Below are 24,586 nucleotides of genomic sequence, written 5' to 3'. Positions count from 1 at the left end.
ATTCGAACCCGAGTCTTCGGCTCGAAAGGCCGAAATGATTGGCCGGACTACACCATCGGAGCAAAAAATACGAATGCAATAAAACTAGATTATACAATGGGCCCAATGGGATTCGAACCCATGACATCCCGGTTATGAGCCGAGCGCTCTACCTGGCTAAGCTATGGGCCCAAAAGCGCCGTCGACAGGGCTCGAACCTGTGACCAATCGGTTAACAGCCGAACGCTCTACCTACTGAGCTACGACGGCAAAACAACCCATGCTTGCAAATCATAGTTTTAAAAATACATACTGAACAATACAGTAATATTATGTTGATTAACATAGTATATAAATGTTTCTATAAAAATAATCTAAAAAAATGAAAAAATACAATATCACTTAATATTTTCAAAACTTAATAATAATTTTAATATATAAATTTAATATATGAGAATGAATATAAATTATTAAAGAAAGACAAAGGCAAAAGGCGAAACCATGAATGATATAAACAGCATTGAAACACTTGAATTAATCACCAAAGCAAATAATCTTAGCTTAAAAAAGGGATATAGTGAAATAAGCTTAGAAAGAGCTGTTTTTTTATCATGGTGGTGCGATAAGGGAGACTGCAAATTCTGCTATATGAGCACTCAAAAAAACAAAATCAAAGATCCGACTAAAGCAAAACGTAGAGTGAACAATATATTGGCTGAAGCGGAAATATGCAGCAGACTCGGATGGAATATAGAATTCCTATCTGGAGGATACAAATCATTCACTACTGCAGAAATCAAGTCAATAGCTGAAAACATACACTCAATCACTGGTGATGGGGTCTGGCTAAACACAGGAATCACCTCTGAATTGGATGAATATGGCTCTGAGATAAAAGGAATCACAGGAGCTGTTGAAGCTGCAAATCCGGAGTTTCAAAAGGATGTTTGCCCAAGCAAGCCATTGGATCAAATCAGTGATATGTTGGATAAGGCAGGAGACTTGGGATTCAAAAAAGCGATTACAATAATCTTAGGCCTTGGAGAAAGCTTTGAAGATGTGGAATACCTAAAGGATTACATCAGAGCACATAAAATTGATAGAGTAATCTTTTATTCTCTAAATCCTCACCCCGAAACTGAGTATGTAAACAGTTCCCAGCCAGCATCATTATACTATGCCAAGGTAGTCTCCATAATAAGACTTGAATTTCCTGACTTGGAAATCATCTGTGGAACATGGACTGACAACTTGGCAAATATTGGAATCCTTATCTTAAGCGGAGCTAATGGAATAACTAAGTTCCCACTCTTTAAAATGTTTGGAACCAAATATGGTAAAAGAGTTGAAGAGGAAGTTAAATGGACTGGAAGAACCCTCAAGGGAACCTTTACAGACAAAAGCAAATTAGGCCCTGAAAAAAGTGAAATCAGCCCAAAATTAGACCAATACATAAAAAGATACATTAAGGATTCCTTGAAAAACAAATTTAAATAATTAACAAATCATATAATTCTTATTTTTAATGATTTTAAAATCTAATGTTTTATTATAATATTTTATATAAAGAAAATCTTTATAAATATAATAGTACATAAATTAACATAAGATGAATTTATAGTTAATTAACATAACTTTTAAATAACTTTTCTTAAGTTAACTGCTTATTTCTATTAACTACTTATTCTTATTTAATTAAAAAAACAATTAACATAATATTTAAAAATCCTTGGAGGGATTAATATAGACGTAAATATGATGTGTGGACTTGAGATTCACGTACAACTTGAAACTGATTCAAAGTTATTCTGTAACTGTCCAACAAACTATCAAGAAGCACCAGCAAACACAAACGTTTGCCCAGTATGTTTAAACCAACCAGGTGCTAAACCATTTCCAACCAATGAAAAAGCTATTGAAAACGCTTTAATGATTTCATTGATGCTTAACTGTAAAATTGATAAAAACTTTACTTATTTCATGAGAAAACACTATGACTACCCTGATTTGCCTTGCGGATATCAGAAAACTTCTGTACCAATAGGTTACGAAGGGGAATTGAATGGTGTAAGAATCAGAGAAATTCACATGGAAGAGGACCCTGGACAATACAAACCTGATAGAGGTATTGTGGACTTCAACCGTTCTGGAATTCCACTTATCGAAATCGTAACTGAACCTGATATGCACTCTCCAGAAGAGGCACGTAACTTCTTAAAAGAGCTTATCAGAGTATTGGAATACAGTGGAGGAGCTCGTGGAGAAGGTACCATGAGAGCAGATGTAAACGTTTCCATCAATGGTGGAAACAGAGTGGAAATGAAAAACATCAACTCCATTAAAGGTGCATACAAGGCATTGAACTTCGAAGTGATCAGACAGAAAAACCTCTTGAAAAGAGGTCGTGAAGTCAAACAGGAAACCAGAGCTTTCTTGGAATCACAAATGATTACCGTTTCAATGAGGGATAAGGAAAATGCAGATGACTACAGATTCATCCCAGACCCTGATTTGCCACCAATGAAAATCAGTGATGACCAAATCAACAAGGTTCTTGATGTGATGCCTGAAGCACCACACAACAAAGTGAAAAGATTTGTCGCTGAATATGGAATCGATGAGGAATCTGCAAAAGTGCTTACCTCAGAACTTGATTTAGCTCAATGCTACGAAGAAGTTGCCAAAGAAGTTGACCCTAAATTTGCAGCTAAATGGATGAGAGATGAACTTAAAAGGGTATTGACTTACAATAAGCTTGACTTTGCAGAAAGTGGAATCTTGGCAGATGACTTGATTGAATTCTTGAATATGCTCTTAAATAAGGAAATCACTACCAAAGCAGGTCAAAGAATCATTGAACAGATGCCAAACAACAAGCAAACTCCAAAACAAATAGCTGAAGAGTTAGGATTGATTGGTGTAGTAAAAGATGATGAAGTTCAAGCTGCAGCTAAACAGGCAGTTGAAGAAAACCCTAAAGCTGTAGAGGATTACCACAACGGTGAAAAAGGTGCATTGAACTTCTTGATGGGTCAAGTAATGAGATTAACCAAAGGAAAAGCAGACCCAAGAGAAACTGTAAACATCTTAAAAGAATTGCTTGAAGAATAAACCTTCTTCAATTTTTATTTATGATTATCAAAAATTTAATTACAATATAGGAGGGTGATTATGGATACAGAAAAGGCAACTGTAAGAGACTACATGACAAAAGACGTATTTACAGTAAAATATGATACTCTCAATAATGATGTTATTAAATTAATGAAACAAACAAAGCACGACGGTTATCCTGTTGTTGATGAAGAAGGACAAATCGTTGGAATAATCACTGCTTACGACTTATTGCTAAAGGATTGGGTAACTGACCAAGTAAGCGGAATAATGTCTACAGATGTAATCGTTGCAAGAGAAGATATGCACATTAACGATGCATCAAGAGTGATGTTCAGACATGGCATTTCAAGACTTCCAGTTGTTGATAAGGAAAGACATGTGAAAGGAATTATGACCAACACAGATATTGTAAGATCACATATTGAAAGGTCAACTCCAACTAAAGTCAATGCATTTAAGGAAACCATGGAAAAGCTCTATGACATTAAAACCACATTAACAAGAGAGGAAGTTCCTGTAAATAAAATCAGACCTACACAGGATAGGGTTTACGCTGATGAATTGCAAGGAAGAACCTATGAACTTGAAAAAGGATTGGCAGAACCAATCATCGTTGTTAAAAGTGGTGAAAGATACATTTTAGTGGATGGGCACCACAGAGCAGTTGCTTCTGTAAAATTAGGATTGGATAAGATTGATTCCTATGTTGTGGATTTCCATAAGGACATTAAGTTAGGTATGGAAAAAACCGCTGAAAAACAAGGATTGAATTCATTTGATGACATAACCATCATTGATGATGATCAACATCCATTGATTGCACTAACTGAAACAATTAAAAATACACAACAAAAACACTAAGCATATTGGAAGTGAATTGATGGTAGATGACAAGATTTTAAGAGATGTTTATGAAGTATTGGAAAGTCGTAGAGATTCACCAATAGACTCATACACCTCAAAGATCATGAAAGACAGCGATAAAAAGGCTGAGGATAAAATTCTTGAAAAAATAGCTGAAGAATGTGGAGAAACTCTCATCGCTTCTAAAAATGATGAGAATTTGGTTTATGAATCTGTTGACTTGATATTTCATACATTGCTCCTTTTAGCATACAAAGGAGTGGAATTTGATGAAATTCTAGAAGAATTTGAAAGAAGAAGAAAATAACTCTTTCAAAAACCATCTTCTTTTTTTATGAAAGAATAATTAGTTTTATGGCTTACGAATAAATTTAAGTGATAAAAAAATAATAGCGGAAATATCTATTTAAGGATTAGTTCCATATTACGCATCCCTCTTTTTTTACCCGGAACACCAAATGATTTTCTGTTGAATATCTTAAATCCTTTAGAACTGTATAGCCTGAAAGCGCCATCATTTCTAAAGTCTGCATCCAAAACCACTCTTTTGCAATCCAAATCCTTTGCAAGGCGAATCAATTGATCTAAAGCTTCTGTCCCATAACCTTTTCCCCTTTGATTGGAGCAAATGGCTAATTCACAAATGTAAAAGTCATCATCTTCAACATCAACCAAAACGAAATTATCCATGAAAGAAACCTTGGAAAGACCTAATGCTTCAGAGAACTTAAGGGTTTTGAATTGATTTTTTATATCTCCAAAAAGAGAATGCTGGACTCCTTTTCCACCATTGAACATTCCAATGATTTCCTTTTCCTCAGTGTCTTCATCATCAAAGAAGACATAGAACAAGTCATTTTCATTCGCTTCGGCATCTTCTGCAAAATCAATCAGAAGCAATCTATTTTTAATGGCTTCCACACCTTCTTCCTTTGATTTGAAAACATGCTTGAATGTTCTATAATCAACATCATAGATTAATTCAGCCACTTTATAAACATCATGAATTTCCGGATTGAAATCTCTAAAAATCAATATAAACACCAATATAAAAAATTAATTTAATTAAAATATTAAAATAATACAATTGAAAATAATCAAAATTGATAAAAAATAATATAAAATAAAAAATCTACTCTTTAGACATTCTTACCTTTTTAGCAATGTTCTTAGCAATGGTCAAAGCGCAAACTCCTGCACCGAATCCATTGTCAATATTTACAACAGACAATCCTGGAGCACAGGACTGCAACATTGAATAAAGCGCTGCCTTCCCATCTGCACCTATTCCATAACCTACAGATGTTGGAACCGCAATGACTGGAACATCCACCAATCCTGCAACTACAGAAGGCAATGCCCCCTCCATTCCTGCACAGACAATAAATGCACAGACATCCTGTTCAACCATATGTGCAATCTGTGGGAATAGCCTATGGATTCCTGCAACACCGATATCATAGGAACTGATGACTTCACATCCTCCCTGTTCAACGATAACTTTCGCTTCCTCAGCGATTGGAATGTCAGAGGTTCCTGCAGTCAAAAGTCCTACCTTGCCATATTCAGAATTGAAGTCAACTAAAGAATCATTATAGATTATCAGAATCTTAGCTCGCTTATTGTAATCAAACTTGATTCCCTTTTCAAAAAGATAATCCAAATCCTTTTCCAATGCCCCATATCTTTCCCTAGATAATCTTGTAATTATGATATTGTTTTTTAATTCAATTGAATCACTATCAGATTCCTGTTTTTCAAAAAATCGTTTTATAATAGTCAAGAGATCATCATAATCCTTGCTATCAGCTAAAATAGCTTCTGGAAATCCAGTCCTATCCTTACGGGAAGTGTCAATTTGAGCCACATCATCTAATTGGCGAATGCTTTCAGCCTTTAAAAGAGTCTCACATTCTTCAATTGATATTTTACCTTCAGCAAGACTTTTAAGAATTTCTTTCATTTTATCACAAACATTATAAAATAAATTTATCAGTAAATAGAAAATATTATATTAAAAAGATTTATAATTACTATAATATATAATTATTATATTGATTATTAATTATGATATTTTTTATTATTATTAATTTTTATTTATGATTTTATTTTAGATGGTGACCATGAAAACAGAAAAGGTATTGGTTGAAGGGATTGTGCAAGGAGTAGGATTCAGACCCTTCGTATATAGGATAGCTACTGAATTGGAACTGGCAGGTTATGTCAGAAACTTGGGAAATGTCGTAGAGATAATTATCCAAGGTTCAGACGAAAAAATAGCTGATTTCATATTCAAACTCCAGAATGAGCTTCCGCCAATAGCTAAAATAAACAATCTGGAAACTGAAGAGCTTGCAGATGAGGAAGAATATGCTGATTTTACAATTAAGGAAAGTTCAGACAGTTTTTCTGGAACATCCGTCATTCCACCTGATTTGGCAATCTGCGATAAGTGTTTGGAAGAGATAAACGATCCAAACAACAGAAGATACAATTATCCATTCAATGCATGTACCGATTGCGGACCTCGTTTTACAGTAATTGAAAACGTTCCATATGATAGAGATAAGACCACTATGGATGATTTCCCATTATGCGATGAATGTGAAGTGGAATACAAAAACCCATTGGATAGACGTTATCATGCAGAAGCAAGTTGCTGTGAAGTCTGCGGACCATCATTGGAATTATATAAGAATGATAACCAAACTCCAGTTAAGGTTGATTGTGAAGACCAATTGGAAGAGACTGCAAGACTCCTTGATGAAGGAAAAATATTTGCAATCAAGGGAATTGGTGGAACTCATTTAGTGGCAAATGTAATGCTTGAGAATACTGTAAGCCTTTTAAGGGAAAGGTTAGGTAGGGAAAACCAAGCATTTGCAGTAATGAGTCCAGACATTGAAACGGTTAAAGGGTATGCAATTGTATCCGATGCAGAAGAAGAGACATTATTATCAAAAGAAAGGCCTATTGTAATCTTAAAAAAGAATGAAAACTATGATTTTGCACAGTCAGTATCACCAGGACTACATAACATTGGAGTGATGTTGCCATATGCTCCATTGCATCATCTATTATTCAACCACACAGAAACTCCCGCTTACATCATGACTTCAGCAAATGTTCCTGGGGAGCCAATGATGATTACAAATGAGGAAATACTCAAGAATCTCGATACAATAGCTGACTATTACCTCATTCACAACAGAAGGATATTGAACAGATGCGATGATTCAGTTGCAAGATTCAGAAACAATGAGCTTGCATTCATCAGACGTTCAAGAGGATACACTCCAGAACCTTATGACTTGAAAGGAAAATACACCAATCTTAATCCTGAATTTGATAATCTCAACATTCTTGCACTTGGTCCTGAACTTGATGTTACATTTACAATCCTTAAGAACTCAAAAGCATATGTATCACAGCATATTGGGAATACAAACAAGTACAGAACCTATGAATTCCTGCAAGAAGCAATCAAGCATATGATGAGAATTACAAAAACAGACAGTTTCGATGCAATAGCTTGCGATTTGCACCCACAATTCTTTACAACAAGATTGGCAAAGGAATATGCCGAAAAATACGATTGCCCACTTATTCCAGTTCAGCACCATCATGCTCATGGAATCTCACTGTTGAATGACCATTACACAAATGACCAAAACAATGAAATGATCATCATAGCTGCAGATGGAGTAGGATATGGTGGAGACGGCAACTCATGGGGAGGGGAAATATTATACACAAACATTAAGGAATATGAAAGAACAGCTTCCTTAATGCCTCAAAAGATGCCAGGTGGAGACTTATGTACCAAATATCCTATGAGAATGATGGCAGCAATATTGTCTAATCCTAACAGTGACTACGAAAGTGAAAAGTACACTGAAGACTATGTAAAGGAACTATTGAATAATGATTACATTGACTCTTTCCAACATGGGGCAATTGAAATAAAAAGCCTGTTCAGGCAACTGGAAACCAATCTTAACGTTGGTATAAACACCAGTACAGGAAGAGTTCTCGACTCTGTTTCAACTGCACTCCACATATGTGATAAACGCAGCTACGAAGGGGAAGCTTCCATGAAATTGGAATCATATGCATATGAGTACAAGGAAGAGGATACCCTCGAAGATTTCCCAATAATCATCAAGGAATATGAAGATGAGAATGGAAAAAGAATGGTCCTTGACACTACCGCAATAATGAGATATGTTGTTGACAAGATTGAAGAGGGAGAAAACCTTAATAAGATAGCTGTTGCAGGTCAAAAGGCAGTGAGCATTGGACTTGCAAAGCTTGCTATAGAATCCGCTAAGGAAAAGGGAATCAAAACAATTGGTGCAACTGGTGGAGTGTTCTACAACGAGGCAATCACATCACATATCAAGGATGCAATAGAAAAAGAAGGATTTGAATTTATCCAACACATCAACTCCTGTCCAGGTGACGGATCAGTATCCTTAGGACAAGCAATAGTTGCTGGAGTAAATTTAAATAATCTTTGAAAATAAGTTGATTGAAAATAAGATAAAATAAAATATTAAATATATATTATTTATAATACTATTTTTTTATTGATTCTATTTTTTATAAAAAAAGTGAAGAAAAATGAAAAGAGAATAAAAAGATAATAAATATTAATTTTTAATATTCTTTATAAAAATAATTATAAAATAATTATCTTAATAATTTAATATCTATTATAAGTTCTTTCTAAAATGTATTCTGCTCTTTCCTTTAAGTTGTCATATAAACGTATTTGGGCTTTCAATTCCTCAATAGCTTCTGTATGACCTTGATCAATTCTTTTTTCAATATCCAATAACTTAGACCATTCATCACCAGAAGGCAACTGTTTGATATCATTATAAGGATTTAATAAATCTTCAGAAAAAGATACATTGAATGAGTTTTTAGTAATTGTAATATGCACATTCACATCATTTGGCATATCATAATACTTACGTGGACGACCTCTAACCACTTTTTTTGTTGAAGATGTTAAAATACCGACATCTTCCATAGCCCTTAAATGCTCAATGATAGCTTTCTGACCTATTTGGAGCTCTTGAGATATTTCACTAACAAATCTTGGCTCTTCCCTTAAGAGATCCATGATATCACGTCTAGTCTTACATCCCATAACATCAAGAATCGCTTCCATATCAACATCCTGTTGATTTTGGTTATGTTCCATTATTTGACCTCCATAATTTTAAAAAAGTAATTAATATTAATATTACAATTTATTTATAATTGATATTCCTATACAATATTTGAATTAATATTTTCATATTAATATCTCTATACTAAAATATGGGCATAAGTATTATATTAACTTTTTGTTACTAAAAACCGAAATCTTTATATAACATTTTGTTACTATAATAAGTATAGAGAAAGATAACATTTTGTTACTTTAATATAAATTGACAAAATAAAATCTAAATCCAATGGTTATTTATTAAAAGCAGGACTGAAACAAATCAAAAAATCAAAGTTCTATTCATAAATGACCTAAACTCAAAGAGTTATTATGAGAAACCTATAAAATTCTAATAAATAATAACGAACTGGATAAACACAAATCAAAGAACATTTCAAAATCCTCTTAAAAAATCACACTATAAACAAAGATTTTATTAGATTTAAGTACACACTCTAAATCTAAAAATCATAAACACTTTTCTATTAACCCATATGATAGAAACTACAAATCTAAAATTCTTTGATTAAAGTCAAAATATTAAAGGAGCTTATCGCTCTCTTTCTCTTATTATAATACTTTATGATAAATTCATTAAAGGTGAATAAATGGCTAAGAAAAATGAGACTAAAAAATCTGAAGAAGAAATTGATGATGAAGATCAATCCAAACTTCAGGAAAAAGAAGAAAGCCCTTCTGAATCTAAAGATGAGTCTTCACAAGAAGATGGCGAAGAAAAGCCATCAAAAGATGATGAAAGTGAAGACGGCGAATTAGATAAATTAAACAAAGACCTTGAGAGGAAAGATGAAGAAATCATAGAGCTTAAATCCCATATTCAAAGACTTCAAGCAGACTTTGATAACTTTAGAAAACAAGGAGAAAAACAAAAGCAGGACTTAATAAGATATGCAAATGAAGGCCTTATTGTTAAATTCCTGGATATCTATGAGGATATGGAAAGGGCTCTTGAAAACTCAAGCAATGAAGAGGAACTTAGAGAAGGTTTGGAATTAATTTATTCTAAAATGAAAAATGCTTTAGAAAAAGAAGGTGTTGAAGAGATTCCTGCAGTAGGAGAAAAGTTCGACCCATTCAAGCATGAAGCTTTGCTTACTGTAGACAGTCCAGATCATGAAAACAACGAAATCGTTGATGAACTTATGAAAGGATACACCTTAAAGGATAAGGTAATCAAATACTCTAAAGTTAGAGTTTGCAAAAAAGCTAAAAAAGAAGAATAAACTATAATTAAAAATTAAAATTTATATTTATAAATTATTTTAAAATTAAAAAAACTAAAATAATTTCTTCAATCAAATATTTTGAAACTTAAAAATACATTAAATATTGAAATATTTGAAAATTAAAAAAATCAAAATAACTTTTATAGAAAAACAAAATGTAAAGGTGAAAACTATGTCTGATACTAAAAAAGAAAAAATTATTGGAATTGACTTAGGTACTAGTAACTCTGCAGCATCTGTACTTGTTGGTGGTAAACCTACCGTAATTCCAAGTGCAGAAGGTGCAAGCCAATACGGTAAAGCATTCCCAAGTTATGTTGCATTCACTGAAGATGGCCAACAATTAGTTGGTGAACCAGCAAGAAGACAAGCTGTAACTAACCCAGAAAACACCATCAGTGCAATCAAAAGAAAAATGGGTACCGATTACAAAGTAACTATCCAAGGCAAACAATACACTCCACAAGAAATCTCTGCAAAAATCTTGCAAAAGATCAAAAAAGATGCAGAATCCTTCTTAGGAGAACCTATCGAAAAGGCAGTTATTACCGTACCTGCTTACTTTGACGACAACCAAAGAACTGCAACCAAAGACGCAGGAACCATTGCAGGTCTTGATGTAGTAAGACTTGTAAACGAACCAACTGCAGCAAGTTTAGCTTACGGTATCGACAAGCAAGATGACGATGATGACGTAAACATTTTAGTATTCGATTTAGGTGGAGGTACCTTAGACGTAACCATTATGGAATTTGGTGGAGGAGTATTCGAAGTACAATCTACCAGTGGGGACACTCAACTCGGTGGTACCGACATGGACAATGCTTTAATGAACTACTTAGCAAGCCAGTTCAAAGCTGAAACCGGAATTGACTTAATGAACGATGACCAAGCTGTTCAAAGATTAAGAGAAGCAGCTGAAAAAGCAAAAATCGAATTGTCCACTACCTTAACAAGTGAAGTAAACTTACCATTCATATGCATGGGAGCAGATGGTAAACCTCACAACTTAATTAACAATTTAACCAGAGCAAAATTAGAAGAATTAGTAGATCCTATCGTAAACAAATGTGGTCAACCTATCAAACAAGCATTAGACGATGCTAAAATGACCAAAAATGATATTGATAAAATCATCCTTGTTGGTGGACCTACCCGAATGCCAATCGTACAAAAATTCGTAGAAAACTTCATTGGAAAACCTGTAGAAAGAGGAATTGACCCAATGGAATGTGTAGCAATGGGTGCAGCTATTCAAGGTGGAGTGCTCGCTGGAGAAATTAAAGACTTAGTTCTCTTAGACGTTACCCCATTATCCTTAGGTATTGAAACCTTAGGTGGAGTATCAACTACCCTTATTGAAAGAAACACTACAATTCCTGCTAAAAAATCTCAAATCTTCTCTACTGCAGCGGATAACCAACCTTCTGTAGACATTCACGTAGTTCAAGGGGAAAGAAAAATGGCAGCAGACAACACCACTCTTGGAAGATTCCAATTAGTGGGAATACCTCCTGCACCAAGAGGAATGCCTCAAATTGAAGTAACCTTCGATATTGATGCAAACGGTATTATCAATGTAACTGCTCAAGACAAAGGAACAGGTAAGGAACAATCAATTACCATCACTTCTTCTACCAAATTGACTGATGAGGAAATCGAAAAAGCTGTAAAAGAAGCTGAAATGAACGCTGAAGCAGACAAAAAGAAACAAGAAGAAATTGAAGTTAAAAACAATGCTGACTCCATGATCTACACTGCAGAAAAAACCATCAATGAAGATGAAATCAAAGACAAAGTCTCTGATGAAGAAAGATCCAACATTGAAAGATTAGTTGCAGAACTTAGAGAATTGATCAGCGGCGATGATATTGCAGTAATCAAAGAGAAAACCGATGAACTTACCAAAGTAGTTCAAGACATCGGTGCTAGAATCTACCAAGAAGCTGCAGCAGCCCAACAAGCAGCACAAGGTTCAGCTGGAGCAACTGGTTCTGATCCTAATGCAGGAGCAGGCCCACAAGATGACGATGACGGCACTATTGATGCTGAATTCGAAGAGAAAAAATAGATTTGAATCAAATTAGTGGTAGATTAAAATGATTATTAAAATATTTTAATAAGATTTTTAATCTATTTATTTTTTGATTTGTCATATTTACTTATAACCTCTCAAAAAATAGAAATAATAAATTGAATTCTTTTAGACATTCCTCCTTGATTTTTCTTAGCCACTTACAACCTTTTAATGTCTAAAGAATTCTTTTTATTAATTTATTATTAAAGATAGAGAGAAAGAATCAAAAACTTGTGTAAATTAAATTAAGTTTAAATATTAAAATTAACTAATAATTAATTTAGTAACTTATCATTAGTTAAAATTTAATTAAATTATTTTATTTTATGAAAAAATTATTGTTAGGTGATTTAATTAAATTTTAATTAATAGTTCAATACTATTTTTAAAAATTAATATGAATCATTAAAAAAATCATGAATTATTAAATAATCAATTATCAATTAATGTTTATAGGTGACGAAATGGCAGAGAAGCGTGACTATTATGAAGTTCTCGGAGTGGACAAAACCGCTGATGAGAAAGAGATTAAAAAGGCTTACCGTAAATTAGCTAGAAAATACCATCCTGATGTTGTGGAAGAGGATAAAAAAGAAGAAGCTACTGAAAAATTCAAGGAAATCAGTGAAGCTTACGCTGTTTTATCTGATGAAGAGAAAAGACAAAGATATGATCAATTCGGTCATGCAGGTATGGAAGGATTCTCTAATGAGGATATCTTTAGAAACGTAGACTTTGAAGACATCTTCCAAGGATTTGGAGGGGGAGGAATAGAAGATATCTTCGACTTATTCGGATTTGGCACTGGCAGATCAAGGTCTCGCAGTTCTGGCCCAAGAAGAGGAAGCGACATTTACACTGAAGTCGAAATCACCTTAGAGGAAGCAGCTAATGGTGCTGATAAGGAAGTTACTGTAAGACACGATGTATTCTGCCCAGTTTGTGAAGGTTCCAAGGCGGAACCTGGAAGTGAAGTGGAAACCTGTCCTGTCTGTGGAGGTACCGGTCAAAGAAAACAAATCAGACAAAGCCTATTTGGACAAGTTATGAATGTTGTGCAATGTGGTGAATGTAATGGTACCGGTAAAATCATCAAGGAGCCATGTCACAACTGTAAAGGTAGAGGAACCATTAAGGAAAGCAAGACCCTCAACATTAAAATCCCAGCAGGTGTTGAAAGCGGAAACCGTTTAAGAGTCTCTGGTGAAGGTAATGTTGGAGATGTTGGCGGCGGAAATGGAGACCTTTACGTTGAGATTTACATTAAAAGACATGAATACTTCGAAAGGGATGGTGCAAACCTCTACTATGAAAAGCAAATCAGTTTCGTCCAAGCAAGTTTAGGTGACACTGTAGACATTCCAACAATCAATGGGGAAGTCGAGCTTAAGATTCCACCTGGAACCCAAAGCGGAACCACATTCAGATTGAGAGACCAAGGTATGCCTTACATGAGACGTGCAGGAAAAGGTAATCTCTATGTAAACATTACAGTGGTTGTTCCTCAAAAACTCTCAAAAGAACAGAAAAAACTCTTGATCCAATTTGGTGAAATCAGTGGGGACGAAATAAAAGTCTACAAGAAGGGACTCTTTGACAAGGTTAAAGATGCCATCAATAACTAAACAATTTAACTAATCCAGATGTTTAATAAAACATCTGATTTTCTTATTTTTTTTAAATTTTAACTTTTCAAATTTTATCAATTTTCTATTTTTACTCTATATTTATTATCTTATTTTTCGACCCTATTTTTTATAAAATTTTACTAAAATTAAAAATTTATAGCTTGTTATGTAGATACTGTCAATTTAAAATATATAATTTGTAAAATAATTCAATTTAATAATAGTTATACATAATTAAAATATAGTTTATATGCCAAACCATCATTTTAAGATTACCTTAAATCAATTAAGTTAAATGAAAATTTTTAGCAAAAAATCATCATGTCAAAATGGAATTTTCATGACAAAATCATGTCAAATATTAATAATTATAAAAAACAAATAGATTATAGTAAAAATTATTAGGCAAGATTTTATGATGTACAGTATAAAAATGCGATCTTCAAAGGGAGGCCCTCATGAAGAAGGGGGAAAACATATCTCTGGAGCAGAACGTATTTTAAGAGAAGATGAAATTGAAGAGGAATTGATCAATGTTTACAGAAGGGCAATCACTCATGAGAGAGGAAAGCCAGACTTTATAAATTTAAAGATTGAAAGAATAGATGAAGAGGATATCACCTATAAGAAAAGACTAAACATTAATGAGCATCATGTAGAATCCAAAGAAGATGGATTGGGTCTTGCGAAGGAATTATTAATGGACAATGCAGTGAGTGAAGAATCTGCAAAAATGGCTATCCAAAATTTACAAGACCTTGAAGAAAGCATGCATGGAGCCATGCTTATTGATAAGGACACAGGCGACAGAATAGACAATAAAGGAATCAAGGGAGTCAGAGTAACTGGAATAGCTAGTGCAGACATTACAGAATATCGGGAATCATTGAAAAATGATGGAAGGGAAGGTCTCCATCTTGAAGAGGCACTGATTCTTGCATCCAAAATAGCAAGCTGCAAAGGAATAGTCGCAGAATTATGCTGGTCCGATGACCCAAGTTATGTAATAGGATACGTAGGAACAAAGGATAATTATGAACGTATTCCTATCCTAAAGGATGAAGGAAATCCTATTGGAGGAAGAGCATTCTTTGTTGACACCAATCAATTGAATGATGATTACACTTTAGATGATTTAATAGATTATCTTGAAAAACAAGTAGTGCTTATAGAATAAGATCTTAAATTTGATGATATTATGAATCCGAATCTTGAAAGCCAATTAAATGAAGAGTTGGAGGAACTCAAAAACAATGATTTAGAGAGAACAGTAGATGACTTAAGGTTTATCAGTTCTACAAAGGCCATTGATAAGGAAGGCAAAGAGTTTCTTGTTTTTGGAACCAATAACTACCTTGGCTTAACACATCATCCAGATGTGATTAAAGCAGCCCAAGAAGCAAGCATATATGGAACCGGTTCAACAGGTTCAAGACTGACTACAGGAGCTTCTTTTGAGGCTAGAGAGCTTGAAAACAATATCTCAGAGTTTAAAAATGTTGAATCCGCACTTATTTTTAATACAGGATATATGACTAATTTAGGAGTGATTTATGCTCTTACAAAAGAAAATGATGTCATATTCTCTGATCAATTGAATCATGCAAGCATTATAGATGGAACAAGAATCTCCAAAGCTAAAGTTAAAGTCTACAAGCATAAGGATACAAAAGACCTCGAGAATCTTATTTTAGATGAAATTGAATCCAAAAAAGATTCCAACCTATTTATTGTGAGCGATGGAGTATTCAGTATGGATGGAGACATAGCCCCGCTTCCCGAACTTGTAGAAATAGCTGACAAATACAACTGCACTCTTATAATCGATGAGGCACATGCGACTGGAGTTATCGGAAAAACAGGTAAGGGAACAGTTGAATACTATAAGGACAAGACTGGAATTGACTTAACTGACTCAGTTGATTTGCAAATAGGAACCTTAAGCAAGGCACTTGCATCAGAAGGAGGATTTGTTTGTGGAAAACAAGTCTACATAGATTATCTTATAAACAAGTCAAGACCATTCATATTCTCAACAGCACTTTCTCCAGCTACAATAGCTAGTGCAAATGCTGCATTAAATCTATTAAAGGAAAATAGTGAAAAATATTTAAATGATCTAAATTCAAACACAAGCCTGATGAGAGAACTCCTAACTAATGCAGGATTAAATATAGTTGATGGAGAAACACCAATCATACCAATCATCATAGGTCCTGCAGAATTGGCAAACAAAATCTCAAAAGAGCTTGAAAAAGAGGGAATTTTAGTATCCTCTATCAGACCACCATCTGTTCCTAAAGGTGAGAGCAGACTAAGATTGACCGTGATGGCCACTCACACAAAAGAAGAGATAGAATACACCGCTACAAAAATAATTGAAATTTGGAATATTCTAAATAAAAATTAATATGAAAATAGAGAAAATAATGGTCTGCCGAGAGTAACCCACATTCTGTTTTATACAGCATTCATCTTAGCGAACTACTCTGCTTCCCTTAGAGGTCATCAGCATATTTGTTCTTGCATCCTGTAGATTGGCCGTTTCACCGATTCCTTTAATGTCCATCAGTCAAGCATCATTGTCATCCATCAAAGGCCGTGTCGTTTCTGCTCCAGAGTCATACTTCTCAGCATAAGTCTTTCAACTTTACAGTCTATATGATGTGCGGAGTTTCCCTAGTTATAAAACCAACAGCTGTCTTCGGCTTACCATTACCAATAATTTATATTTTCTAGTATAAATAATTAAAATTTAAAAATAGTAAAAATATTAAAAAAAGTTAAAATAAAAATTAAAAAAATAAAAAATAAAAATAAAAAAAGAAGAAAGATTAATTAGTCTTATTCTGAACCATAATCAGCTTACCCGTAGATGAATCCTTATAGACCTTACCCATCTCGGTATAGCCCTGTCCAGTCTGATTGCTTGTATCTGGAGTTTCATTTAATATCTGTCCCTCTTGAACCTCAGTCACTTCCTGATTCATGGCTTCCATGACCTTTTCCTTATGTTCTTGAGTCAAGTCCTCATTAAATAAAACGCTTTGCATATTCCAAGCAAGCACTAGGAACACAAGCAAACCTACAGCTATAACCAACATTGCATCCACAAGGTTAGCTGTTCCTGCCATAGGGTCTTCTTCCTCACTATCAAAACGTCCTTTTCCTCGACGACGAGCCATAATAATCACCAAAATATATGAAATCCTTATAAAATTTTCAAATTTTAAACCATATGAATTCTAATCTATTGTAAAATTTTTTAAATATATTGTATACAATATAAAAGCTTGTTTTCTAAAAACAATTAATTAAAATTATTGTTTTCAAAAGTATATTGTAAATTTTCAATCACTTCAGTGACTATTTAAGTCTCTCATCTCTCTTGTCAATATTATCTAAAATCGCATCCATCAAAGCATCCAAGTTGGCAAGGTATTCACCAAACCATCTGCGTCTCAATTTAGATGCAAAGTATGCAATAGCACCAGATCCAATACCAATAACTGTTGTATTGAATGCAATTGTAATTGCACTTGCAAGTGTGGTTACATCACCGGTACCTAATGCTGCAAGACCTGGACCCATAGGGATTAAAGTACCCATCAATCCAAGGGTCGGACCAATTTTAGTGACAATGTCAGTCTTGTTGAGGTTTTGTGCAATCTTATCCTCTTCATTATCAATCAATCTACGAGCCAATGTTTCCCTTGACTTTTTACCAAGATGCTCTGACTCTGCCAGTTCAGATAAAATTCTCTTTTGAGACTTTTGAATATCTGCATTATTGACTACATTTTTAATGTCTTCAGCAGACTCTGCATCATAGATTGAGTAAATCATTTCTTTGATTAAGCTAACAGGTACTTTCTTACGAGAAAGGTGTTCTGCTAGAAGCTTTCCTAAAGTATATACAGCGAATACTAAAAATGCTATTAAAAGAATGATTACAGGTATCTGCAATGCCTGTGTAATAGCAGTCAATGAACTATCCAGTATAGGAAAGCCAGCACCATTAGTATTTGAGAAAAATGCAAATAAGCCATTGTTTGATCCCTGAAAGGCAGCTTCATCTGAAAAAATCAAAGCATTTCCAATATTTATCATTCAATCACCATAAAAATAAAGAAAATAAAATAATTAAGTTCAAATTATTTCATTTGACTTAATCATTATTTGAAAATCTATTTTATTACAACTTTACCAGTCTTTTTAACCGCATAGTAAGTCTTGTCACCAGCAAACTTAACTGTAACCTTGTAGGTTTTCTTTTTAGAGAGTTTAACCTTTACAGTAGCTACACCTTTCTTATTGGTTTTTGCAGTGTATTTCTTGCCGTTGACAGTGAAAGTAACCTTTTTGGACTTGATGACCTTTCCAGTTTGATCCTTTAAGGTTGCAGTAATTTTCTTAACTTTTGCAGTCCTTTTATAGGTCTTTTTAGGAACAGTCAATTTGGTTTTTGTCTTGGTTACCTTAACTTTTATTGACTTGGTGCTAGCTGTGTAATAACTGTCTCCTGCAAATTTAAGTGAAACTGTATAAGTTTTCACTGTTTTTAAAGTCAATTTGAAAGTAGCTACACCTTTTGAATTGGTTGTTGCAGTGTAGGTCTTTCCATTTACGGTTGCAGTGACTTTTCTATTTGCAATTACCTTTCCGCTTCCATCTTTCAAGGTTAATGTAATTGATTTTGAAGTTACAGTTACCGCATAAGTCTTGCCAGAAGAAGTCAAGCTTGTGCTGTCTTTGGTTAAAGTGAGTTTTCCTTTGCTGGTTGAAGCAATGTAGTTTCCTTCGCCATTGAAGTATGCAACAACGTCAAAAGCACCAACTTTGCTTATTGTAACCTTGATTTTAGCTACACCATTTGCATCAGTAACGCCAGTGTAATTCTTGCCATCAACTGTTATAACTATGCTTTGGTTAGGAATCAATGTACCATTAATGTCCTTAAGGGTAATTGAAACGTATTTATTTCCATTATTCCATTTATATGAAGCACTTGAAACAGTTAAAGCAGTATGATGAGGAGGGATTATCTCAAATGTATTTCCATCAATAACGTTCTCATCATTTTCCACAAGGGTGCGGTTTACGATTTCATGCACATTGACTGCAGAAATTACAAAACTGTTTGCAAATGTTGAATTTGTCGCTTTATTTCCTAAATAGATTCCAACACCATGGTATGGTCCTTTGATGAAAACATTATTGTCAATGAAGGAATTGTTTTTAGAACCAATTGCAGTGCTGTTTGAACTTGCACCTACAATACCTATACCATAAATGACAGGGTCATTTGAATCAAGAGTAATGTTATTGTTTGCAATTGTATTGTTGAATCCTCCATAATGAATGAATACTCCAGCAATAGTGTTGCAAGACTCATTTAACTTATAGAAAGGATCAAGGGTTGAGCTTACATTAACATTATTGTTTATGAAATTGATATTAGATGAATGTACAAATAAAGCACCATATGTTCTAAATAGGCCAGAAATCATATGGGTTCCTGGAATAACTCCATCCAATAATCCTGAGCCACCAGTACCATCAGGACAGATTACTGTGCCGTCAGAGCAAACAACAGTTCCATTTTCATAAATGACAGTATTATCTGGAAGGGTAATTACGCCACTTTCATTATTGTAATCACCAGAAGCAATTGTTGTTCCATCAGGACAAATTATTGAACCATTAGTGCAAATTTTATACCTGTCTGCACAGATAATGGTTCCATCAGCGCAAATTGTTCTACCATCTGGACAGATAGTAGATCCATCAGTACATAAAACAGTGCCGTCTGGACAAAGGACAGTTCCGTCAGGGCAACGGATTTCACCATTTGTGAGATTTTCGCATTCTTCTGGAGAATATATAGTTCCATTAATACAAATTACTTTTCCATCTGGACAAATTATTGAACCATCAGCACAGGTAGTGTATTGTCCAGGAGCATATTGTGTTCCATCTGCACAGATAATAGTTCCATCGGTACAGATTTGAGTACCATCAGCACAAATAGTAGTTCCATCAGTGCAGATAGTTGTTCCATCCGGACAAATGATTGTGCCGTCAGTGCAAACCTCATAATCGCCAGGACTATATGTTGTTCCATCTGGGCAGATAATGGTTCCATCTGGACAGATTGTTACACCTTGAACCAAAATGTTTAAACAGCTTCTGTTGTTGCAAAGGTAAGTTTCACCAGGACCAATGGTTTTGATGGAATTTCCATCAATCAAAAGATTGGTGGAATTAAATGAGAATAAAGCTACTGTGAAGTAATCACCTTTTGCTTCTAAACTGTTATTGATTACTTTGCAATCATTGGAATCCAATACATAAACTGCAAATGCTGAATAAGGATCGTAAATGGAAATATTACAATCTTTAATAGTTACATTATTGGATTTGCTTATTTGAATACCCCATAAGCGATCAGATAGTTTTTTATTAGGGTTTGTAATGTTAATGTTTTCAAAAATTAAACCATCAACTTCTGAAATAAGGAATGTTGTATCTTCAAATACTGCATTTACACCTTGAATAATGACTTTTTTATTAATATTTAATTTTCCTTTACTTGAAAAGTTACCTACAAATATTATAGTGTCATCTTCATTAACTCTTTTATTGAATGAACCTGTAAGTAAAAAATAATTATAAAAATTCTTTTCATTAATTATATGGGTATTATTTTCATCAACTATATGACTTCCAGACTCACCAATGATAATATTGTTACCTCTCAATATATTTGTACACACATCATCCATATAAATAGCTTCTTCCGCATTACTGTAAAGAGTGTTGTTTTGGATGATAAAGTCATGAGGGAAATCATTTCTTGAAGTTCTTGCCAAATGAATTGAATGTTGATCACTGGAATCTATGACATTTAACTCCATTTCAACATTAGCAATGTTTCCTTCAGCTAATAACCCATATCCTGTGACATTTAAATTATTACCATTGAGAGTAATATTGCCCCCAGTTAATACGATACCCATACCAGAACAATTTTGAATAATGTTACCACTTACAAGAGAATTCTTATTGACATTTATAGCAGCCCCTTTTATATCCTGACTGAAAAGACAGTTACTAATAATGTTTTCTTTGACTATGGAATTTGAACCTGAAATTATTGCAGCTTCCCCACCTTGCTCTACTGTAGTCTGACTATAATAAGCTCCATGTATTCCTGATATGTTATTTCCGATTATTTGATTATTGGAACCAGTAGTGGAAATTCCCCTATATACATTATAAATTGTATTGTTAATAATAAAATTATTACTACTCATCACTTGAATAGCATAAACAAATGATGAAGGTAGAGGCCTAATGGAAGAAACTGTATTATTTACAATGTAATTAGAATAACTTGCTGCATCTCCTCCAGCGCCCATTCCAGTATTTGCAGCATATCCACTGAAATAAATACCATTTGAATCATTGGTTATTACTGTATTTTGTGTGATATTACAAGACCCTGCATTATTTAAGACCATAGCGGATGGATGTCCCCAACCCTGTACATAACCAGTGGTTTGGAGAGTGTTTCTATAAATATGCAATCTATTTACTCTTGAAAAGGCCATAGGATGAGAGCCCCTACCGGAAGCAAATAGGTCATTATTATAAATTTCCATATCATTTACATCAGACACTGAAATAAGTGGCCTGTCAGCAACAGAATTGTTCATTTTTAAATTGGAAATGCTTGAACCGCTTGAACCATTTATAAAACTAAATCCACAATTGGTAAACTGTGCTGTGCCTTTTGTACTGGTTACAATCAAAGGAATATTGATTATAAACATTTTATCTGTGAACTTTCCTGAAAAGTCTAAAGTGTCTCCAGCTTTTAGTTTTCCAGCGATGATATTTCCATTTGAATTAAAGTAAGTGGAATATTTGCTTTCTGTAAATTGTATAGTAGATGCAAGAATTTCATTATCAGCGCTAGCACCTAGACGGTTTTCCACACCTACTTCACTTTCAACATCATCAATACTTCCTACATTATCGCTAATGCTCTCATCATCCACATTAGCAATAACATCATCAGTATTTTCTTCATCATCAATACTGGAACCATCGATTTCATTTACAGCCGTTTCTGTAGCTGCCAAATCGATATTAGCATCACTATCCCCTATTATTGAATCTGAATCTACATCACTTGCACTTATAGATCCAATAGCTAATATCAATAGAATCAATAATCCCAACATTGGAATAAATTTATTAGAATTCATATGTTTAAACACCTCGATTTATAAAATAAATCATTTAGCATGCTAGATTAAAATAATAAATTACTAAATTACATTTCATTTTAATATGATTTTTTAAAATGATAAATCAAACTTGATAAAAAAATAAAATATAATTTAAGAATTTTAAAACTAAATTTATACATTTATATTTATTATTATATAATAATATAAATTTTACGAAATAGTATTAATTATAAAAGGAGTTGAAATAGAAAAGATGGAGAAGAAGATAAAAAACAATATAGAAAAAATTAGATAAATAATTAAAAAAAGAAAGGTAAAAGTAGAAACTTTAATAACTTAAAATATTAATTTTTGCCAGGTATTTCCTAATAAAAAATAAAAAAGAGAACAAATATTAGATATTTATTCTTTTATCCAAATTATTCTTCTTCATCATCTTCGTCTTTTGCACCTAAGAAACTGAAACAGAAGACCAATATTAAGAGTAAAGCTACAACCGGTACGAATACTCCACCAGATAAGGATTTACTTGCAACCTCTTCAAGTTCACTTGCAATGATGTCAGATCCATCACCTGCTTCACCTGAATCTCCAGCACCATCATTTGCAGAAGATTGGGCATTTGCATTGAAATTGGAATTTACATTACCGAATGAACTTGCTCCATTGGAATCAGAATTACCTGAATTGCTTGATTGGCTTGAAGTACCATTTGTATGAATTGGACTTCCAGAATTTCCATTGGAACTGTCATCTGAATTGGAACCATATCTTGAACCTGTATTACCTGAAATATGGTTCATTCCAGTATTATCCTTAACAGCAGCATTTCCTCCGCCTTTTGATGAGGATAACTCATTATTTGCAATTGTATTGCCCACTGAACCGTCAATGGTAATTGCATTGTCCCCATCAGTTATGATGGTATTGTCTGAAATGATGTTTCCATTGGAACCCTTTTCAAGCAATATTCCAGTGTTGATCAATGTCACTGAATCTGGGTGCTCCGGCCCTTGTGCAGGGTCATTGATACCATCACCAAATGAATGGATAGTGTTGTGAGTGATATTGTTTCCTGAAGAACCGTAAAGGCCCACTTCACTGAAACTACCGTTTGCATAGATTTGGTTGTAGCTGATATCATTGCTCCAAGCGGAATAAAGCTCTACAGCGTAAATTCCTGCACGGCCAGTAAGATTAAGGGTATTGTCCTTGACTTTAGCACCTTGTGAAATCTCCAATGTCAATCCGTATGTATAATTATTGGAATAAAGATTGAATTGGTTGTCTTCAACAACAGTGTCTTTGGAATTGTGCCTTAAGATCATTCCCATAGCAAAGTAATCCGCATCTATTGTAATGTTGTTCTTTGCGAAAATGTTTTCACATGCATAAGTCACGGATTTACTTGTATCATCACCAGATGAACCCATTCCATAAAGGAATGGATCATGTCCATGAATGTAAACATTGTTTTCGCTGATATTGTTTCTATTGGACTCATAGTAAATGTAAAGGCCAATTAGAATGTTTACAGAAGGATTATAAGGCACTTGGAAACCTTCTACAGTTGAAGTGACCTCGATGTCATTGTGAATGAACTGGTTATCGCTTGAGAAGTCCAATATCACACCATATGTCTTGGAAAGCTCTGAAATACTGCGAACTCCATCAATACAAATTGTTTCATAATAAGGATACAATTCACTTGTTCCAATAGCTAATATTGTGTTGTTTTCAAAAAGGGTATCATATGTCTCATAAGTCAAGAGAGCAAATACCAAATTGTCTCCTTGACACTTTATGCTATTGTTTGCAACTGTATTGTTATAGGAGTCGCAAAGGTAAATTCCATAGGATGTATTCTTATCCCATATTGTGATATTGTTTCCTGTAATCACTTCATTATCGGCTTCATAAACATAAATTCCCCAAAGGTTGCAATTGCTGTCATCAGTACCATTGTTTATAATATTGAAGTCCTGTACCTTACAGTTAGAGGTATTTACAAAGATAGTGGTATCCCTTAAGAATGCATTGTCACCGATAAGGCTGACAATCTTGTTCAAGACAATCTTGCCTTTAGGTGAAAAGCTGCCGCTGAATACCAACACATCCCCATCCTTAACATTGTCTCTTAACTTGCCGTTTGAATCGAAATAGGTATTGTAGTTCTCTTCAGTTACCTGATAAAC

17 protein-coding genes, 2 tRNA genes and 1 other RNA gene are annotated in these 24,586 nt (G+C 33.9%); 10 read left to right on the top strand and 10 right to left on the bottom strand.

Annotation, left to right across the window (positions count from 1 at the left end; genetic code table 11):
* Nucleotides 1-97: 97 nt before the first annotated feature.
* Nucleotides 98-171 (bottom strand) — tRNA-Ile (locus VW161_RS06590).
* A 5-nt stretch (nucleotides 172-176) separates the two neighbouring features.
* A tRNA-Asn gene (locus VW161_RS06585) sits at nucleotides 177-249 on the bottom strand.
* Nucleotides 250-480: 231 nt separating this feature from the next.
* On the opposite strand from VW161_RS06585, the gene VW161_RS06580 reads away from it, so the two are divergent.
* The 4 genes from VW161_RS06580 to hisE all read left to right on the top strand — a co-directional run bounded on the left by VW161_RS06580 (nucleotide 481) and on the right by hisE (nucleotide 4,267).
* Complete coding sequence (locus VW161_RS06580; protein WP_304088272.1) at nucleotides 481-1,476, top strand: radical SAM protein; 996 nt, start codon at nucleotides 481-483, stop codon at nucleotides 1,474-1,476.
* A 258-nt stretch (nucleotides 1,477-1,734) separates the two neighbouring features.
* Nucleotides 1,735-3,090 carry an Asp-tRNA(Asn)/Glu-tRNA(Gln) amidotransferase subunit GatB gene (gene gatB / locus VW161_RS06575; RefSeq protein WP_304135422.1) on the top strand — a complete coding sequence of 452 codons (1,356 nt, stop codon included), beginning with the start codon at nucleotides 1,735-1,737 and terminating at the stop codon, nucleotides 3,088-3,090.
* A 60-nt stretch (nucleotides 3,091-3,150) separates the two neighbouring features.
* Nucleotides 3,151-3,957: a CBS domain-containing ParB/RepB/Spo0J family partition protein gene (locus VW161_RS06570; protein WP_304088267.1), complete on the top strand. Its 807-nt coding sequence runs from the start codon at nucleotides 3,151-3,153 to the stop codon at nucleotides 3,955-3,957.
* 19 nt (nucleotides 3,958-3,976) lie between these two features.
* Nucleotides 3,977-4,267, top strand: coding sequence for a phosphoribosyl-ATP diphosphatase (gene hisE, locus VW161_RS06565; RefSeq protein WP_304088263.1), 291 nt, complete (start codon nucleotides 3,977-3,979; stop codon nucleotides 4,265-4,267).
* Nucleotides 4,268-4,362: 95 nt separating this feature from the next.
* Here hisE and VW161_RS06560 read toward each other — a convergent pair whose 3' ends face one another.
* Nucleotides 4,363-4,995 carry a GNAT family N-acetyltransferase gene (locus VW161_RS06560; protein WP_325192811.1) on the bottom strand — a complete coding sequence of 211 codons (633 nt, stop codon included), beginning with the start codon at nucleotides 4,993-4,995 and terminating at the stop codon, nucleotides 4,363-4,365.
* A gap of 97 nt (nucleotides 4,996-5,092) precedes the next feature.
* Nucleotides 5,093-5,923 carry a nickel pincer cofactor biosynthesis protein LarB gene (gene larB, locus VW161_RS06555; protein WP_304088258.1) on the bottom strand — a complete coding sequence of 277 codons (831 nt, stop codon included), beginning with the start codon at nucleotides 5,921-5,923 and terminating at the stop codon, nucleotides 5,093-5,095.
* Between the two features lie 160 nt (nucleotides 5,924-6,083).
* Between larB and hypF the strand changes: the two genes are divergently transcribed.
* Nucleotides 6,084-8,480 (top strand): carbamoyltransferase HypF, encoded by a 2,397-nt coding sequence (gene hypF, locus VW161_RS06550; protein WP_304088255.1) that lies wholly within the window; start codon nucleotides 6,084-6,086, stop codon nucleotides 8,478-8,480.
* 185 nt (nucleotides 8,481-8,665) lie between these two features.
* Here the strand turns inward: hypF and VW161_RS06545 are convergent, their stop codons facing one another.
* Entirely contained in the window at nucleotides 8,666-9,172 is a 507-nt protein-coding gene (locus VW161_RS06545; protein WP_304103355.1) for an ArsR/SmtB family transcription factor, read from the bottom strand.
* Between the two features lie 617 nt (nucleotides 9,173-9,789).
* Between VW161_RS06545 and VW161_RS06540 the strand changes: the two genes are divergently transcribed.
* The 5 genes from VW161_RS06540 to bioF all read left to right on the top strand — a co-directional run bounded on the left by VW161_RS06540 (nucleotide 9,790) and on the right by bioF (nucleotide 16,543).
* Nucleotides 9,790-10,425, top strand: a complete 636-nt coding sequence (locus VW161_RS06540) for a nucleotide exchange factor GrpE (RefSeq protein ID WP_304103351.1) — start codon at nucleotides 9,790-9,792, stop codon at nucleotides 10,423-10,425.
* Between the two features lie 175 nt (nucleotides 10,426-10,600).
* The gene (dnaK, locus tag VW161_RS06535) at nucleotides 10,601-12,499 is read left to right on the top strand and encodes a molecular chaperone DnaK (protein WP_325192810.1); all 1,899 of its coding nucleotides are present in this window, start codon (nucleotides 10,601-10,603) and stop codon (nucleotides 12,497-12,499) included.
* Nucleotides 12,500-12,969: 470 nt separating this feature from the next.
* Nucleotides 12,970-14,130, top strand: coding sequence for a molecular chaperone DnaJ (dnaJ, locus tag VW161_RS06530; protein WP_325192809.1), 1,161 nt, complete (start codon nucleotides 12,970-12,972; stop codon nucleotides 14,128-14,130).
* A 418-nt stretch (nucleotides 14,131-14,548) separates the two neighbouring features.
* Nucleotides 14,549-15,310, top strand: coding sequence for a 6-carboxyhexanoate--CoA ligase (locus VW161_RS06525; RefSeq protein ID WP_325192808.1), 762 nt, complete (start codon nucleotides 14,549-14,551; stop codon nucleotides 15,308-15,310).
* Between the two features lie 21 nt (nucleotides 15,311-15,331).
* A complete protein-coding gene (gene bioF / locus VW161_RS06520; protein WP_325192807.1) occupies nucleotides 15,332-16,543 on the top strand; it encodes an 8-amino-7-oxononanoate synthase in 1,212 nt (403 codons plus the stop codon).
* A 22-nt stretch (nucleotides 16,544-16,565) separates the two neighbouring features.
* On the opposite strand, the gene rnpB is transcribed toward bioF, so the two are convergent.
* The 5 genes from rnpB to VW161_RS06495 form a co-directional block, all read right to left on the bottom strand.
* Nucleotides 16,566-16,846: RNase P RNA component (gene rnpB, locus VW161_RS06515), an RNA gene on the bottom strand.
* 121 nt (nucleotides 16,847-16,967) lie between these two features.
* A complete protein-coding gene (locus VW161_RS06510; RefSeq protein WP_325192806.1) occupies nucleotides 16,968-17,318 on the bottom strand; it encodes a DUF2149 domain-containing protein in 351 nt (116 codons plus the stop codon).
* A gap of 181 nt (nucleotides 17,319-17,499) precedes the next feature.
* A complete protein-coding gene (locus VW161_RS06505; protein WP_304094223.1) occupies nucleotides 17,500-18,243 on the bottom strand; it encodes a MotA/TolQ/ExbB proton channel family protein in 744 nt (247 codons plus the stop codon).
* 77 nt (nucleotides 18,244-18,320) lie between these two features.
* Nucleotides 18,321-22,406, bottom strand: a complete 4,086-nt coding sequence (locus VW161_RS06500) for a right-handed parallel beta-helix repeat-containing protein (RefSeq protein ID WP_304094225.1) — start codon at nucleotides 22,404-22,406, stop codon at nucleotides 18,321-18,323.
* Nucleotides 22,407-22,810: 404 nt separating this feature from the next.
* A partial coding sequence (locus VW161_RS06495) for a NosD domain-containing protein (RefSeq protein WP_325192805.1) occupies nucleotides 22,811-24,586 on the bottom strand: 1,776 nt, incomplete at its 5' end.

Source organism: Methanobrevibacter ruminantium (assembly GCF_016294135.1).
GTDB lineage: Archaea > Methanobacteriota > Methanobacteria > Methanobacteriales > Methanobacteriaceae > Methanobrevibacter > Methanobrevibacter ruminantium_A.
The sequence above is the reverse complement of the archived record's forward strand: the minus strand, read 5'-3'. Positions and strand labels throughout refer to the sequence as shown.

Bases quoted from the DNA above. Each gene is read 5' to 3' on its own strand.
- VW161_RS06580 (WP_304088272.1), top strand. From the start codon at position 481: ATGAATGATATAAACAGCATTGAAACACTTGAATTAATCACCAAAGCA.
- VW161_RS06540 (WP_304103351.1), top strand. From the start codon at position 9,790: ATGGCTAAGAAAAATGAGACTAAAAAATCTGAAGAAGAAATTGATGAT.
- VW161_RS06570 (WP_304088267.1), top strand. From the start codon at position 3,151: ATGGATACAGAAAAGGCAACTGTAAGAGACTACATGACAAAAGACGTA.
- dnaK (WP_325192810.1), top strand. From the start codon at position 10,601: ATGTCTGATACTAAAAAAGAAAAAATTATTGGAATTGACTTAGGTACT.
- larB (WP_304088258.1), bottom strand. From the start codon at position 5,923: ATGAAAGAAATTCTTAAAAGTCTTGCTGAAGGTAAAATATCAATTGAA.
- hisE (WP_304088263.1), top strand. From the start codon at position 3,977: ATGGTAGATGACAAGATTTTAAGAGATGTTTATGAAGTATTGGAAAGT.
- bioF (WP_325192807.1), top strand. From the start codon at position 15,332: ATGAATCCGAATCTTGAAAGCCAATTAAATGAAGAGTTGGAGGAACTC.
- VW161_RS06500 (WP_304094225.1), bottom strand. From the start codon at position 22,406: ATGAATTCTAATAAATTTATTCCAATGTTGGGATTATTGATTCTATTG.
- VW161_RS06525 (WP_325192808.1), top strand. From the start codon at position 14,549: ATGATGTACAGTATAAAAATGCGATCTTCAAAGGGAGGCCCTCATGAA.
- dnaJ (WP_325192809.1), top strand. From the start codon at position 12,970: ATGGCAGAGAAGCGTGACTATTATGAAGTTCTCGGAGTGGACAAAACC.
- VW161_RS06545 (WP_304103355.1), bottom strand. From the start codon at position 9,172: ATGGAACATAACCAAAATCAACAGGATGTTGATATGGAAGCGATTCTT.
- VW161_RS06505 (WP_304094223.1), bottom strand. From the start codon at position 18,243: ATGATAAATATTGGAAATGCTTTGATTTTTTCAGATGAAGCTGCCTTT.
- VW161_RS06510 (WP_325192806.1), bottom strand. From the start codon at position 17,318: ATGGCTCGTCGTCGAGGAAAAGGACGTTTTGATAGTGAGGAAGAAGAC.
- gatB (WP_304135422.1), top strand. From the start codon at position 1,735: ATGATGTGTGGACTTGAGATTCACGTACAACTTGAAACTGATTCAAAG.
- hypF (WP_304088255.1), top strand. From the start codon at position 6,084: ATGAAAACAGAAAAGGTATTGGTTGAAGGGATTGTGCAAGGAGTAGGA.